Source organism: Planctomycetia bacterium (assembly GCA_015200345.1).
In the GTDB taxonomy this organism is placed as follows: domain Bacteria; phylum Planctomycetota; class Phycisphaerae; order UBA1845; family UTPLA1; genus PLA3.
In genome coordinates this window covers 3220825-3237703 of sequence record CP054187.1, presented here as the reverse complement: position 1 = coordinate 3237703, position 16879 = coordinate 3220825, and the positions used below count along the sequence as shown (strand labels likewise).

The window sequence follows — 16879 nt, the reverse complement described above, 5'->3', positions numbered from 1 at the left end:
ACGCCAACGCGCAGGCGATTGGTGTTCCGCGGATCAATAAAGCTTTCGATACGCAGTTTCGACTTCCTGAAGAACCGGCATTTCGGCTTGATTTCGGTTCGACGTTTCGGCGTTTCATTCGCTCACCCCCGCTGCCGCGCGATCGGCCGTTCGCCGCGCGACAATCTCCTCGCCACTGGGCACCATCGGGCCGTACCGCGGCACCTGCGGACCGTAGCGCGGCTTCGGTTGCGACGGTTTCCGATCCTCCGGCTCGCCGCTCGGCCCCTCGAAACGCACCGGCTCGATGCCCGGCTCCAGATCCGGCGCGAGATCGATGTCCTCCACCTCGAACGGCGTCTCCGGCTTGACCTGCAACTTGTCCATCAGCGGGCTTTGCTTCATCTCGGGCGTGATCAAACCGGAGATATCCCGCGCCTCGATGCTGATCCGTCGCGCATCCTCCACCGTGCGCACCACGCGCGGCGTCATCGCGATCAGCAACTCCGTCTTGTTCTTTCGCCGCGTCGTCGTGCGGAACAGCATGCCCAAACCGGGAATGTCTCCCAGCACCGGAACCTTGCTCTCGGCCTGATTCTCCGTCGTGGTGATCAACCCGCCGATCACGACCGTCTCACCGTCCTTCACCGCCACGCTCGTCGATGCGTTGCGCGTGTTGATGATCGGCGCGAAGGAACCCGGAGCGATCTGAATCGTCGAGTCCGTCAGCGACGAGATCTCCGGCTCGACGAGCATATAGACAAATCCATCCGGGTTGATGTGCGGTTCGACCCGCAGAATCACGCCGACTTCCTGATAGCTCACCGCCGTGTTCACCTGACCCGCGAAGCTCGACGTCCCCTGCGGGATCGGCACCTGCTGGCCGATCAGAATCTGCGCCTGCTGATTGTCCTGGCACATGATCATCGGCCGCTGAATCACTTCCAGCCGGCTGTCGGCCTGAAGCGCGCGCACGAGGAAATTGAAATCCTCACCCGTAATCGTGAACGAGAACCCGCCCAGCCCGCTGCCGGCCGCGCCGAGGTCCGTGCCGCCGACCACGTCGAAGTGGCTGCTTTGCAGCACGCCGTTGCCGCCGGGAACGGCCGTCTCGCTGAACTTCAATTCCTGCAGCGCGAACTCCAGTCCCATCTCAAAGCGATCATCCAGCGACACTTCGGCGATCATCACCTGGATCATCACCTGCGGCGGCGGCCGATCCAGTTGCTCCATCACCGTCATGACTTTGTCCTTGTAGCGCGGGCTGACCGATACGATGAGCTGATTCGACTCCGGGTGCGCCACGACCGACACTTCCTGCTCCATCCGTCGCTGCGGCGAGACCGAATCGCCCAGCGTGTCCAGCCGCTGGCTCTCCGCACTGAAGAACGCCTCCATCGCAGACTGCACGTCCTCCGCCGTCGCGTTGTTCAATGAATAGACAAAATTCTCACGCTCGTTGATCGGCAGGCTGTCGAGCTGGTCGATCACATCCGCCACAACGTCGATGTCCTCGGGCCAGCCTGCGACGATCACGCTGTTCGTCCGCTCATCCGGAACGAACGTCGTCTTCGGCCGGCCGAACGTGCCCTTCGTCGTGCCGCCCGTCTGCGAACCGGCCGTCGGCACGCCCGCCGTGCTGCTCGAACCTCCTTCGACGCTGATGGATCGGCCTTCCTGAAACGCACGCTGATCCTCGGCGCCTTCTTCCTGGGCGAACATGTCATTCAACAAGTCCACCATCTTCGTCGCATCGGCATAGCTCAACGGGAAGACCTTCACCAGCACCGCTCGCTTTTGAATCCGATCCAGTTTGCGAACCAGGGACTCAATCAGTCGCAGCGCCTGCGGCGGCGCCACCGCCACGATGCTGTTCGTCCGCTCGTTGTACGTGATCTGCACGTTCTCGCGCATCGTGCGGATCAGAATCTCCCGACCGCGGAAGTCCTTGTCGCCAAACGTAATCAACGTGGACGAAATATCCCGCGTCGCCGCATCGTCGCCGCCGGCCGCCTCGGTGCTGCCTTCGGGCCCGCCCTTGCCCGTGATGACCGCATTCAGCAGCTCCGCCATCTTCTTGGCGTCTTCGTTCTCAACCGCGATCACCCCAACCTCGACCTGGCCCTTCACCTCGGTCTCGTCCAGCCGCTGCACCAGCTTCGTGATGTTGTCCAGCTCTCCCGGCGGAGCCGTCACCACGACGGAATTCGTACGCTTGTCTTCAACAACCGCAATCGACTGCCCACCGCCGCCGCTGCTGCCTTCGCCGCCGCCTGTGCCGCCCTTGTACAACTCCTCGAGAATCTCCTTCACCCTCGCCGCCGGCGCCTTCTCCAGCGGAACCACCCGCGTCATCTCCGCCACCGTCGACGGCCGGTCCAGCCGCTCCACGAGATCCTTGATCAGGATGTGATCCTCGCGCGAAGCGTTCACCAGCAGGCTGTTTGTCGTCGTGTTCGCTTCAATCGTCACCGGCACGCTCGCCACCTTTGTGCCCGTATCCCCCTCGCGCGGCTTGTTGCGCTGCTCGAAGACATTCTTGATCATCTCACCGATTCGCGTCGCCGAGGCGTCCGTGAGGCGATACACCTCCATCACCTGACCCGGCGTTCCCGGGGGGACATCGAGCTTCTTCACCAGCTCGACGGCGCTGTCGATGCCGTCCTTCGTCCCACCGATCACCACGCGATTGCTGCGCTCGTCGGCGAAGATCGTGATGCCGAATCCACCGGCTTTCTTGTCGCCGCCTTCGCCCTCGCTGCGAACTTCCTTCAATTTGTCGAAATAATCATTCACCTGCGCCGCGATCTTCACCGAATCGCCGTGCTGAATGTCAATCAATCGCGTGATCGCCACGTCCCACGGCGTCGTCACGCTGTTCATCCGCTTGTGAATCTCGCGAATGACTTCCATGTTCTCCGGCGCCGCCGACACGATCAGGATGTTCGCCCGCGTGTCGATCGTCACCACCACCTTCTCGCGCGCCTTCAGCGCCTCGGTCTCCCGCGCTCCCCCCGGCCGATACACCCCCTCTTTGAATAGTTCGTCGATCGTCTCCTTCACCCGCTGCGCGCCGACGTTCTCACAAACGAAATACTCCACCACCCCCGGCGCGACCATCTCCACGTCCAGCTCGGCCGTCTTCTGCTTCAACAGGTCAAAATTCTCCTGCGACCCCGCGAACAGAAGCGAGTTGCTCACGTCGTCCACTTCGATCGCGACCTTGTCCTCCGGCCGGCTCTTGCCGTCCACCGTTCGCATCTCCGCGCGCTTTTCAAACAGCGATGTGAACGCCGTCTTCAGCGTCGTCGCCGAGGCGTGCTTGAGCGTGATGATCTGAATCTTCGCCATCGGGTTCAGCTCGAGCGCTTCGATCTTGTCCACCACCGCCTTGATCGCGTCGAAATCGCCCTTGCTCGCCGCCACGATCAGCGAATTGCTCCGCTCGTCCGCCACGATCGCCGGCGTCTCCAGCTTCAGTCCCTTCCCGCCCTCTTCCTGCTGCGCGGCGCGCTCCTTCCACAAATCCGTCAGCTTCGTCGCCAAATCGCCCGCGCTGCCATGCTTCAGCGTGATCGTGCGGATGTCCTCCACCAGCGCCGTCGCCGGCTTGTCCAACTGCCGAATCAACGCGCGAAGCTCCTCCATCCGCGCCGCCTTCGCCGCGATGATCAGCGACCGCGACCGCGGATCGCCCTTGATGATCACCGTCTCCGCCTTTTTCGCGTTCTCGCTCTTGCCCGTCGGCAACGCTTCGGCACGTTCCTTCATCAGCGCCGTCAGCGCCGTCTCCAGCGACCCGGCGTTCGCGTACTCCAGCGCCACGATCTGAAAGGGCATCACGTCCAGCCCCTTCACGTCCAGACGCTCCACCAGCCCCGTCAGAATCTTCACCGACGACGGTCGACCCACCACCACCAACTGGTTCGACCGCATGTCCGCCATGACCACCGCGTTGTACACCAACGCGCCCGCCTCGCCGTCCGGTGCGCCGCTCTTTTCACTTTGGCCCGGCCGCGCCGTCAGGTTCTGGCTGTCCGTCAGCAATTTCGTGACCTGCTCGGCCACTTCCGACGCATCGGCGAACTTCAGCGTCACGACCTGGCTGATGACTTCGGCCCGCGCCGGCTCCACGTCGAACGCCGCCGCCACCTGCTTCATAATCAGACAGTTTTCTTTCGTACTGGCCACGACCAGCGAGTTGCTGTCCTTGTCGCCGAAGATCACCACCGGGCGGTCCAGATTCACCTGTTGCAGCCGATTCCCGTTCTCGTCCAGCAGGTTGAACCGCCGGATGAAATCCTTCATCGGCGTGTCGCCCGTCGCCGCCTTCTTGAGAATCTCATTCAGCAGCGTGCCCAGGGCATCCGCCTTCGCCACGCGAAGCGGGATGATCATCACGTCGGCCTCGCCCACCGACAGGCGGCCGTCCTTGTCCACCGGCTCCGGCTCGGCGTCCAGTCCCTTGATGATGCCCTCGACGAACTTCAGATCGGTCTCACCCGCGATGATGCTGATCGAGTTCGTCTGCGGATCGGTCTCGATCTGAATCACGTTCTTGTCCAGCCCGCGCTGGGACAGATACTTGTCAATGATCTTCCCGAGCACCTCGCCGACTTCCAGCACGCGGCGATTGCGGAATTGATACGTCTTGACGTTGCGCACCGTCACCTTCGCGGCTTCTTCGTTCTGCTCGATCAGCCGCAGCACCTGCGCCATCTTCTCCGCCGTCGCCGCGATATACAGCCCGTTCGTGTTCGGATCGGCGATGACATCGACCTTGTCTTCCGGCTTCACCGGCCGGGTGCCTCGTTGCTGCAAAGGTTCAAATACTTTCTTGAGCGTCTCCGCGAGGCTCTTCGCCTGCGAGTTCTTCAACGGGACGTATTCGATCTCCTTGCCGGGGATCGACCGATCCAGCATCTGCAACAACGCTTCGATCACTTCGATGTCTTCATCCGATCCCTCGATGAAGATGCCTTCCTCGCCCGCCTCCACCGCCGTGATCGGCGCGCCGCTCAACTTGCGACTGAATGCCTCCTGCGCCGCTTCGGTCATCTGCGACATATCGACGCCTTGCTGCGCAGCGGACTGGATCATCTGCTTGGCCGTCAAGCCTTGTGCAGGCTGCGTCGTCGGCACGGGCCGGGCCACGGGTCGCACCGCCGTCGCCGGTTTCTTCTCCGCGGGCTGCGTCGCCGCAGCACGCGGGCGAACGCGACCCACCACGGGCTGCGTCGCCTGCGTCGTCGCTGATTGATTCGCTGCACCGGTTGAACCACTGCGACCCGCCGACGCCTGTTCGGATCCGTCCTCTTCGGAGTCGGCCTGCGCCAGAAGATCCGCCGAAGGCCGCACCGTCGGCATCGACTCGTAGCCCGGCGGCAACTGTCCCATCGCCGCCGCCACCGACAGGTTCAACAGAATTCCCTGCACCGTCGCCGCGACAATGGAACTTCGCCGCGCGGGCAAGCCCAGGCTCTTCTCGTAGCGCCGTTGCTGCGTCCACGTCGCATCGCCACGCGGACCGCGATCGCCCCCGCCATCTCGCCGACGCCCGCCGCCATCGCCGCGCCCGCCGCGATTGCCGCCCATGCTCCGGCCGCCCTGATTCGACTGGCCGCCCTGCACGCTATCGATGATCTGCTTCGCCTGCTGCGGCGTCAGTTGACCACTCAATTTGATCAGCTTCCGCGACGTCCCGCCGGCAGGCCCCATCGCGACGAGCGTCTTCACGATCCGCTCGGCTTCCTCGTACTTGCCCTTCGATCCGGAGATCAGCAGCGCGCTGGCCCACGGCTCGGCCCCGATGCTCACGAGGTCCGGCTTGTAATCCTTCTGCACCTGCTGGCGATTGCGCTCGGCGTCGTTCAACTGCCGCTCGACCAGCCGTGCCAGATTGTCCACGTTCTGACCCGCCGGCACCTGGAGAATCCGCACCTCACCCGTCGCGCCTTCCATCTGGCTGTCGATGTTGTCGATCATCTTGCGAATCTGCGACAGATCGTTCGCCTTCGCCCAAACGATCACGCTATTCGTCGCGTTGTCCGCGACAATCGTCGGCGGCTTGGAATACGACCCGCCGCGCGACTTATCCTGCTGCCGCTTCGGATCGTTGAACACGTTGTTCAGCGTGTTAGCGATTTCGCTCGCGTTGCCGTGCGCCAGCTTGATCGTCTGCGGCGCGCTCGAATCGTCCGGCCGCTCCACGTCCAGTTCCCTGATCTTCTTCACCGCGTCCTCGACCCCCTCGGGCCGGCCTGCCACGATCACCGCGTTCAGGCTCTCCACCGCCTTGAGCCGCAGGTCGCCCGCCAGCACCGCCTTGTCGTCCTTCTTCTCCTCGCGGCCGTCCATCCACCACGGAATGAACCGCTGGCCTTCGTCGGGCGACGAGCGTTTCGAGACCTTCAGATACTCCGTCAGAATCCCGATCATCTCGGCGGCATCCATGTACTTCAGGGCCACCATCTCCATCGTGCGCCCGCCCTGTGGCGCGTCGGTGTCGATGTCCGCAATGATCCCGTCGATCAACTCCTTCGTCGTCTCGGTGCAATACACCAACAGCATGTTGCCGGTCGTCTCCGCCGTGATCGTCACCTGGTTGTCCATCTGCTGGGCCGTTGACCCTCCGCCCATCCACGGTGGCAGGTTCGCACGGCCCCGGTTGATCCCGCTCTTCTTGTCGAAGAACTCCTGCAACGTCTTGGCCACCTCGTCGGCCACGGCGAACTTCAGCGGTATCTTGAAGAACTTCAGCGCTCCCACCGTCGGCGTCTTCGATACGACCTCGATCACCTGCTTGTTGACTTTCTCGAACTCCGCGTCCGATGCGAACACCAGCAGCGTGTTCGTCGGCTCGTGATACTCGGCCTTCACGCCGTCGCGCCCGCCGCCCGCCGCCGTGCCGAACAGTTTGTTGATGTTCTCCGCCACCGTCTTGGCCGGCACCAGCTCCGGCATCGTCACCGTGTGAACGCTTCGCCCGCCCTCCACGTTGTCGATCATCTTCACCAGGTTGGTAATCTGCTTGTACTCCGTCTCATTGGCGAAGCACACGATCTTCGCGCTGCCCGCAACCGCTCGGATCGTCGCGCTGGACCGCTGTCGCCGCCCGGCGTTCTGCGCGTCAAAAATCTGTTGCAGCGTCTGCGCCACGTCCTGTGGGTTCGTGTTGGCGATGTCGATCACGTACTCCGCCCGTGCGTCGCTGGATTTATCCAGTTCAGCGATCAGCGTCGCTATCTGTTCCATGTTCTCCTTTGACGCCGTCACGATCACGCTGTTCGTCGTGCCGTCCTCCGCGACCGACACCTGCTCGCGGACCGTCGGATTGCGATTGACCGTCTGAAACGACACGCGCACCGCGTTGGCCACGCTCCACGGATCGGCGTAATTTAGCTTGAACGTCTTGCGCTCACGCGCCCCCTCCGACAGCCCCTTCACGTCGAGCGACTTGATCAGGCTTTCCACTTCCGTGTAATCCGAATCCGACGCCGTCACCACCAGCGTGTTGCTCGCGTCGTCCGGCGAGATCATCACCGGAAACGGTTGCCCAGGAACGGGTACCTTCGTATTGCGAAGCTGATTGTTCAGCACGTTCGCCAGATCGCTCGCCCGCGCGTGCTGCACCGCGTACAAGTGATTCTTCATCCCGCTGTCACTCGCCACGTCGATCTCGCCCAGCACTTTGCCGATCAGGCCGAACGTGATCGGTCCGCCCGTTACGATCAGCGAATTCGTTCGCGCATCCGGTACGACGCCGACGAGATCGAGCTTCACGTTGCCCATCGCGCCCGTCGCCGCCGCTTTCATCATCATCTCCGTCAGCTTGTTGTTGATGTCCACGGCGTTGGCGTGTTTCAAATCAAACCGCCGGACTTCCATCCCCGTCGGCGCCACGTCCATGTCGGCCGCCACCTTCTTGATCTGATCGAACACATCCTGATCCGCGCCGAGCACGTACAGCATCCCCGCGCTCTTGCTGCCGTTGATCTTCACATTCGCCTTGCCGCCGCGCGTCGTGCGAACTTCCCGGAAAATCTCCTGAATCCTCGGGGCAATCGCCTCCGCGTCGGCCACGTTCACCTTGATCGTGCGAAACTCCGCCGTGATGCCGATCCGTTCTTCCAGCAGTTTGATCTGTTCCTCGATCTCCTTCATCTGCGGCTCGGCCGCCTTCACGATCACCATGCCGCTGCCAGGATCGCCGTTGATCACGATGTCCTGTTGCGCGCCGCTGGAGATGAAAACCGCCTTGAGTTGGTTCGCGATCGCCGCCGCGTCCCCTTTCACCGAAAACTGACGGATCGCGCTGCCGGCCGACGTGACATCCAGGTCCATCACGATCTTCTCGACGCGGTCTACGTCCTTCGTCTGCCCCGCGACGATCACGCTGTTCGTCCGCGCATCGGCCGTCACCGATACCTGGCCGCCGCGTCCGCCGCCCCGGCCACCCTGCCCGCCGCCTTGATTGGCCGTTGCCGCGGAGACTTCTTTCGCGATCGTCGCGATCTCCGTCGCCCGCGCATTCTTCAACGCCACGCGACGCATCTCCGGCTTGGTCGTGTTGGTTTTCTCTTCCAGGTCCTTGATGATCCCCTCCATCATCTCCAGAACGTCCGGCGGACCTTGCGCAATGATGCTGTTCGTCTGCGCATCCGCACTGATCTTCAGGTTGTCCGTCGAGGAGAGCGTCGCGCCCATGGCCTGACCCGGCTGGCCCGGTTGACCCGGCTGACCGCCCTGCATCTGAATGATCTGTTGCTGCACCTGCTCCGGCGTCTGCGGCTGACCCGGCTGACCGCCGCGACCGCCGCCCCGACCGCCACGCGCCGACGGCAGGCTGAATATCTCTCGCAGGTTCTCCGCCATCTGCGTCGCGTCGAGATTCACCAGCGCAAAAATCTTAAGCGTGCCCTCGGCCGGAGGTACACGCTTGTCGATCTTCTTCAACACGTCCACGATCAGCGGTACGTCCTGCGGCGGCGAAATCACCATCAGGCTTCGCGTCCGCGTATCCGGCACCACCTTGATCCGAGCCGGCGCCTGCTGCACCATCATCTGCTGCGGTGGCTGTTTGCCGACCTGACCCGGCTGGCCAGGCTGACCCGGTTGACCCGGCTGCCCGGGCTGCGGCTGCGGCATCGGCACGGCTTGGGGCTGCGCCGCCTTGCCCTTGCCCTTCGTCAGCGCCGCCTGGCCCTGGTTGAACACCTGCTCCAGCAGTTGTGCCGCTGTTGTGACATCCGCATACTTCAGCGGGAACACTCGGATCACCGGCGTCGTGTCGCCTTCGAGCAGTTCCTCGATTAAATCCTCCAGCTCGTCCAACATCTCCTCCGGCCCCTGGAGAATCAGCTTGTTCGTGTCGGGATCGACCGTGATCGTGACGCCCTGCTCCTCCATCGCCTTGCCGATCACCTGCTCCGGCGTCTGCACGGCCGGTTGCGCAATCTCGCGGCGGCCGACGGCGCGCGACGGCGGCGTGGCGACCGGTTCCGCGGGCTTCTCCGCCGGCTTCGCGTGATTGTGCTGCGGCGCCTCCTGCTCCGGCTGCATTGCGGACGAATCCTGCTGCGCATCCACGTCGTCGTAGAGTGGATCATCGAACGATGTATAAATCACCTGCGTCAGCGAATTCGCCAACGCCCCCGGCAACGCGCACGCATGTTGACGGCACAACGAACAATCCTTCGGATGCGAGATGTACAGCGGCCGGTTCGCCACGACCTGCCCCGCCGCCGCCGCGCCGATCGCATTCAACAAACTCGCCGGCAGCACACACGGCGACAGCCCCCCGCCCTCGCTGCGCCGCTCGGTCGCTGCCGGCGCCGGCGCGGCTTCCTCCTCCGGCTCGTCCGCGTGAATGTCGATCAACTGAACCGCGCTCGTGTCCAGCGCGCCTTGAATCGTCAGCTTCATGCCCTCGGGCCGGTTCCGCTCCAGCAGCTTCGCCATCGCCGCCGGCGGAATCTTTGAGTCGATGATGCGGATCTTCCCGCTCTGACCACGCTTGGGCACATCCCACATCTTCACCATCTCTTCGACCTGCTCGCGCTGCGCCGGCTTGCAGTTCTGCACCAGCAGCGTCCGCTCGCTCGGTCCTTCCGACAGGCTGATCCCGCTGCTCTTGCGATCCGGATTCAGCAAATCTTCAATATCGAACGCGATGTCGAACGCCTTGCGATGCTTCAATTCGATCGTGAAATACGACTTGCCGCCGGTGCTGTCCTCCGGACCGCCCTCGATCTTCCGCGCGTCGGCGAACACCAGACCCAGCAGCCGCTCGATCGTGTCGAAATCGCTCTCCACCTTCACGCCGATCAGCAACGCATTCTCGTACGTGTCCGCATAGATCGTCACCGCGTCCGGCGCCGCCAGGCTCACGGCCGCGGCCGGCTTCGCCGGCGCACCGCCGCCCCCCGCCGCCGGCGTCGTCTTCGCCGATGCGGTCGGCGTCATCGCCAGCATGGCGCGCAGCTTCTTCTCATCCTCCTCCGCATCCATGACCAGGTACTTGCGGAAGAACGGCTGCTCATACGGCACGTCAAGCTGTTCGTGCAACTGAATCAGCTTCGCCACTTCCTCGCGCGGACCGTCGATCACGATCTGCCGGCCGGACGTGACAATCGTCGTCGTGCGACCGCTCGAAGCCGCCGGCGCCGCGGGCTGGCCCGGCGCCGCCGCCGGACGCGCGGCCCCGCTGCCGACCATGTTGCGAAGCGCCGACGCCAGTTCCTCCGCGCCGCGATGCTTCGCTTCGAGGATGACCCGCGCCGTGCGCGCCTCCTCCTCGGAGTCCATGTCCGCCGCCAGCTTCCGGATCTGCTCCAGCTCCTTCACCGGCGCGCGCACCAGCAGCGCGTTCGTGATCGGTTCCGCCACAATCCGTACCTGCCCGCCCGGCGCGGCCCCGGCAGGTCGCGGCGGCTGACCCGCTTGCGCCGGCGCCATCGCCGGTCCTGCCTTCGCGCCCACGGCCTGCAACAGGATCGGCGCGATCGACTCGGCCCGCGCATGGCTCAAGCGGATGATCGTCAACTCGGCGTCGGATTCGATATCCAGCGCCGCGATCAGCGGTTTGACTTTTTCGATCAGTTCCGCGCCGCCATACACCTGCACCGTGTTGTGAACCCCGTCAGCAAAGAAGAACGGACCGCCCATCGCCCGACCCGGCTGCGACGGCGCAGAAGGATACATTTGTCTCAATAACGCCGCCACGTCGTCCGCGTCCGCCTTCGCCAGCGCGAACCGCTCCAGACGGGCCTCCCCCGCCGCCGCCTGCTCATCCAGCCGATCAATCAGCGGCTCAACCTGCTTCCACTCCTTCTCCGTGCAATACACCACCAGCATGCCCGTCGTATCATCCGGAATGATTCGCGGTCCGCTCCCGCCCGCTGTCGGCGGCGGCGGCTGGCCCGGCTGGCCGGGCTGACCCGGCGCGCGACCCGCGCCCTGAATCACCCGCGCCTGCTGCACCGCGATCATCGATTGCTGCACGACCGTCGCCACCACGCTCGGCGTCGCGGCTTTGAGCTTCACCACGTGTTCCTGCACTTCATCCCCCGCCACGTCCAGCTTCTCGATCGCTTCCTTCATCCGATCCAAATTCTGACGGCTCGCCATCACCAGCAGCGAGTTCGCCGTCCGTACCACCACGCGATCCGCCGGCTGACCCGGCTTCACCACCGGCGGGAACATCTGCATCAGTTGTGCCGCAATCGGGGCAGCCTCGGCGTGCGCCAGCTCGATCACCTCGCTGACCTGGTTCTCCGACGGCACATCCCACTCTTTCACCGTCCGCTCGGCCGCGGCGATGCCCTCGGCCCCGCCGACAAGAATCACCGAATTCGTGGTTGGGTCGGCGAAGATGTCGCGATCCATCGCCGCGCGTTGCTCCGGCGAGACGTACAGCGTCGGATCGCGCGACAACGCCTGCTGCTCCTTCGCGAAGATCTGCTTCAGGCTCGTCGTCAGCGCGTTCGAGTCCGCGTATTGCAGCTTGATGACCTTCATCTCGGGCGTCTGCGGGCCAATGCCCGCGTCCAGCCGCGCCACCAACTCACCAATCTCGTCCAGCATCCGCTGCGGCGCCTTGATCAGCAGCGCGTTGTTGCGAAGGTCCGCGATGATGTCGATCTTTTTCGCCGTCTCGGCCGTCTGGTCCACGCCCGGACCCGTCCGCCCAGGCATGGCCGGCGCGGTCACCGGATACACCTGTCTCAACAACGTCTGAAGGTCCGACGCCTTCGACCGTTCCAGCTTGATGAACCGACTCGGACGCGGATCAAACTGCGGCGGCTCCTGCATCGTCGTGATCGTCGACACCACATCCCGAAACCGCCGATGCTCACGCACCAGACCCGTCAACTCGATCCGGTTGCCGTTCACCTGCGTGCCGTACGTATCCGAAAACCACGGCCGATACCGCTCGATGATCTCGTACGGATTCCAACCCTGCGGCACGTCGAACTGCACCAGCACGATCTCGAACTCGCCCGGCTTCGCGCGATCCATCGCCTCGAACGAATCGAACATCTTGTCCGCCGGAATCTCGCGCATCAGGTCCGGCAGCCGCTTGATCGTCAGGAAATTCCCCTCACGCTGAATCAGGTACTTGTTCAACGGCCGCGCCAGCAGCAGCTCGTTCAACTGATCCATCGCTTCGGAATAGGTAAACGTCTTCGGACTGTGAAACGTCAGGTTGTCCGAGATCGGCGGGTCGGGCTGGTTCAGGAACGACAACCCGCTCATTCGCGCGAAGTCCCCCAGGACGTCGCTCCACGGCGTATTCACGTAATCAAACCGGTACGATCGCGACGTCGGATCGACCGGCGCCACCGTGAACGTCATCATCGTCTTCGGAGCGTTCCCGTCATCCTCCTCCGACGGCGCGGATGACGCACCGCCCGTTGCCAGCCTCGGCAGGTCCGCCGCCGGCGCGCCGGAATGCGACGCGCCCGCGCGCGACCCCGCACCCGAACCGGCCGGTCCGCGCGACCGACCTGCGCCGCCGCGACCCCCTTCGCTCATTCCGTTGAAATTCTCCGGCGGCACCCCGCGCGGCGAAGGCATTGTCGCCGGCCAGGTCGAAGGTTGAACCCCGTGTGTCGGCGCGCTCATCGGCTGCGCCGGCCCGGGCTTCGGGGCGAGTTTCGCCGTCTCCGTCGAGGCCGGCGGCGGCGTGCGATGCATCGCCGGCTGCGACGGCGCGGGCTGCGTCGTCGCCGGTTGAGTTGAAGCCGGCTGGTTGATCGATTGCAACGCCGCGCGGCGCGCGGCTTCCAGCGCGTCGTCGTTCGACGGCTGCGTCGTTGCCTGCCCCATCGCAACCGCGGAAGAGAGCATCATCGCCGTGACCGAGCCGATCCACGCTCGACCCCTGCGCCGAATAATCTGTCTCGTGTGCGAGTTCATCACGGTTTCCTCCCGAGACCCTTGCCCGCCGGCGTCATCGGCGTCGGCGGCGGCGCCGCACTGGCCGATTGCACAGCTTCTGCCCCATCCGACTGCGCTTCCGGACTCGCCAGCCACGCGTCGATCGCGGCCGCCAGATCCCCATCCGAGCGCGCATTCAGCTTCACCCGTTCCGAAAACTTCCGGCCCAGCGGATACAGGTAGTAATTCCCGCTCGGCATCTTCACCACGCCGCCGCGCGGATGCACCGCCAGCAACGTGCCGCTGTCCACCGCGCCATGCGCCCCGGCCGGGATTATCTTTCGCGTCGCACCCCCCGTCGCGATCAGTTCCTGCGTGCCCTGATAGGTCACCAGTCCTGATACACTCATGGTCGCGTCCGGCGGCGGGTCATTTACGGCAACCGGCGCTTCCACACGCACTTCCGCGGACTCCACCGGAACGACATACGTCTGCTTACCGGCCCCCGGCACATACGACCGCGCCGGCAGCTTCTTCCCGGAGGGATACGTCGCCGTCACCGCCACGCGCTGCGCCTTGAACTCGTCAATGTCCGTCCGCCCCGGCTTGATCCGCATCGTCGGGAGCGTCTTCGTCTTGCCGTCCTCGCCGGTCACCGTCACCTCGACCTCCACCGGATCCTTCGTCGCATTCTCCACCGCCAGATCGACGTACACCGGCGGAGGCGGCGGCGTGTGAGACTTCACCACGTACGTCCACTCTTTCTTCACGTTGAAGTCCAGCCGCTCCGGACCGAACGCCTTGCCGTCGGCGTACGACCCCATCACTTCCACCGAATCGCCCATCCCCTTGACGGGCTTCTGACTCATGCCGGCCACGGTCTCGACGATCGGCTCCTCGGCCTGGCCCTCCCAGAAGAACGTCACCTTCAGCGCCACCATCTTCAGATCCTGATTGTCGATCAGCACCACGTTCTCCGGCGGCGGAAGAAAGGTCTTGAAGATGTTTCGCTTTGCGAGGATCGCCTGCATCGCCTCATCGGGCAGCGCCTCGCGCGCCGGGGGTGGCGGCGTTTCGCCCGGTTTGTGCGCCTCCGCCATCGTGACGGCCAACGCCGCATCCGGCATCTTTTTTTTGTCGATCTCCGGCAGCACCGGGGTCTCGATCGTCAGCTCCAGTTTCACCTCATCCCGCATCCGGCCCTTCATCTGAATGGGCGACATGCTCAACTTCGTGATCTGCGACAGGTACGGCGTGCGATACAGTTCGTTGACCAACGCCCGCGCCTGATCAAACGGGCCCTCCGCCACGATCCGATACGCCACGGTCGTGATGCTCGTCTTGTTGCCGATCTTCGTCCCGCTCGCCGGCGTGAAAAACGCCGCCTCGAACCCGTGCCGCTGCGCGACCTCTTTGAGACTCTTGCCGAACTGGTTCGACGTGATCGCCCGATCGTAGGAAAACGTCTTCGACGCGGCGTCGAGCCACGTACGCACCAGCCGACGCCGCTGCCGCACGACGTTCTCCAGCCGGTCGTTCTCCTCACGCAACTCGGCGATGCGCTTCCGGGAATCCGTGACCGGTGAAATGAACAGAAAGTTCACGCACTGGTAAAGGACGTACAGCCCCACCGCCCCGCCGATCACCAACAACAGCGTCCGCTCACGCTGGTTCATGATCGCCCCCCCGTCGACGGCGGTCGCGTCGGTGACGGTAGATTGGCACGACCCGCCGCCCCCGGTCTCACCTCGTCCGCCTTCCCCGCGCCACCCGCCTTGACCGCGTCCGCCCCCGAATCCAGCCCCGATCCAGCGCTTTCCTTCGCCGAGCCACTCCCCGAACGTGCAGGCTCGCCCTTCGAAGCCCCGGGCGTCTGGCTCGCCGCCTCCGGCGGCGCCACCTCTTCTTGCGTCGCGCCCGCACCCGTTGCGTCCGTCGCCGACACGACCGACCATTTCTTCTGCGGCACGATCGCATCAATGCCCGTGTCGTTCCGATAAACGTCGCGCCCGCCCGTCGGCGTCTCCTTGCCCGGAACCACGTTCTCAAACCCCGCCGCCCGAAGCTTCTCCGCCAGCTCGTTCACCGTTCCCAGCGACGCCGTACGAAACTTGATCTTGGCCGTCGCTTCGCGCTTCACGCTCTTGCGAACCGGTACCAACTCCAGGTCCAGCCGCGTCGCGTAAGCCTCCCGATCCGGAGGAAACACCGCCGTCAATGCCGCGATCACCGATGGCCAGTGCTGCTCCGACTCGATCCAGCCCTCCAACGCGTCCACCTTCTCCGCGAACTCCCGAACCAGCTTCTCCTCGACCTTCAACTTCGACTGGGCCTTTTCAAGCGCGCGAATCTCGTCTCGCAGGGGCACTACGTACTTGGTCTGAAAAAGATAGATCGATCCGATCAGCAGGATCGCCGCCATGACGGCTGACGGCACTTTTTTCAGTCGCAGCTCACGCTTGGTCACGGGCCGCTTCGGGTGGAGGAAGTCAATCAACGCCAGCTCATCGTGCGAATGCCCGATCGCCAATCCCAACGCCGCGCAGAAACCCCGCAGCTCGCGCGCACGCTCCGCCGAAAGACCCAGCGCCTTCTCCGGGCTGAACAGCTCCGCCCGCGTCGCGAACCGCGCTCCGAGCATCTGCGCCAGTTGCGGCTCCAGGCCGCTCGAACCCGCCACGACGATGCGATCCAGGCTCGCAGACGGCTCCGTCGCGCGAAACGCTTCGAACGAGCGAATCACTTCCACCAGCAGCGCGCTGACCGCCTGCGGATTCGCCTCGACCGGATCGCGATCGACGCCGCCGGAAATTATGCGACTGTCTTGATAGCCCGTACCGTCCGCCTCGCCGCTCTCGTTGACCGTCGCAGGCTCCATCCCCACGCTCATCGACGCCGCGCGCGAGAACACCAGCACCCCGCCCCGGATCAGATCGATCTCCGTTCGATGAGGACCCACGTCCACCAGCAGCGTCAACTCCGGACCCGTTCCGCCGGTCGACGCCGTCAACGCGATCAGGTTCGCCAGCGGCCGCAGGCCCACGCGCTCGATCGTCAGCCCCGCGGCCGACGCCACGTTCTGATAAAACTCCAGCAGCTCCCGGCGGATCGCCGTCGCCAGCACGCTGCACGGCGCCTTCGGATCGTGCGTTCCGGCCACCGCGAAATCCAGCACCGCCTGCTCCGCCGCAAACGGCAGCTCCTTCGACACCTGGAACTGCACCAGCGCCGCCATCTCCTCCCCAGGCGTCGGTGGAAGGTTGATCGTATTCAGCACCACCTGATCACGCGGAATACAAAGAATCGCCCGGGTTACACCGATCCGCGCACTGGATATAGACTCCTTGATGAATGCTCCCAGACTCGCCGCGTCCTCCGCCGAAACCGTCGACGGAATCGGCGCCGACACCGCCTTCAGCAGCTCCACCCCGTCGGCCTTCGGCCGCGCCAGCACCATCCGAATGCTGCGCAGGTCCCATTCCACCGCCAGGATCTTCTTGCTCGAAAGCCCGATCGCCAT

The 16879-nt window shown here is 64.3% G+C and carries 3 protein-coding genes; all 3 read right to left on the bottom strand.

Annotated features, from left to right (window positions below):
• Positions 1-114 precede the first annotated feature (114 nt).
• The 3 genes from HRU71_13175 to pilM are packed head-to-tail and all read right to left on the bottom strand — an operon-like array spanning position 115 to position 16879.
• Positions 115-13398 carry a hypothetical protein gene (locus HRU71_13175; GenBank protein ID QOJ04379.1) on the bottom strand — a complete coding sequence of 4428 codons (13284 nt, stop codon included), beginning with the start codon at positions 13396-13398 and terminating at the stop codon, positions 115-117.
• Positions 13398-15035: a hypothetical protein gene (locus HRU71_13170; protein ID QOJ04378.1), complete on the bottom strand. Its 1638-nt coding sequence runs from the start codon at positions 15033-15035 to the stop codon at positions 13398-13400. Before HRU71_13170 ends, HRU71_13175 begins: the two co-directional genes overlap by 1 nt.
• A complete protein-coding gene (gene pilM, locus HRU71_13165) occupies positions 15032-16879 on the bottom strand; it encodes a pilus assembly protein PilM (GenBank protein QOJ04377.1) in 1848 nt (615 codons plus the stop codon). Before pilM ends, HRU71_13170 begins: the two co-directional genes overlap by 4 nt.

What these genes read in the sequence shown, in the direction of transcription:
- HRU71_13175 (QOJ04379.1), bottom strand. Translation starts at nt 13,398, where the DNA reads ATGAACTCGCACACGAGACAGATTATTCGGCGCAGGGGTCGAGCGTGG.
- HRU71_13170 (QOJ04378.1), bottom strand. Translation starts at nt 15,035, where the DNA reads ATGAACCAGCGTGAGCGGACGCTGTTGTTGGTGATCGGCGGGGCGGTG.
- pilM (QOJ04377.1), bottom strand. Translation starts at nt 16,879, where the DNA reads ATGGCGATCGGGCTTTCGAGCAAGAAGATCCTGGCGGTGGAATGGGAC.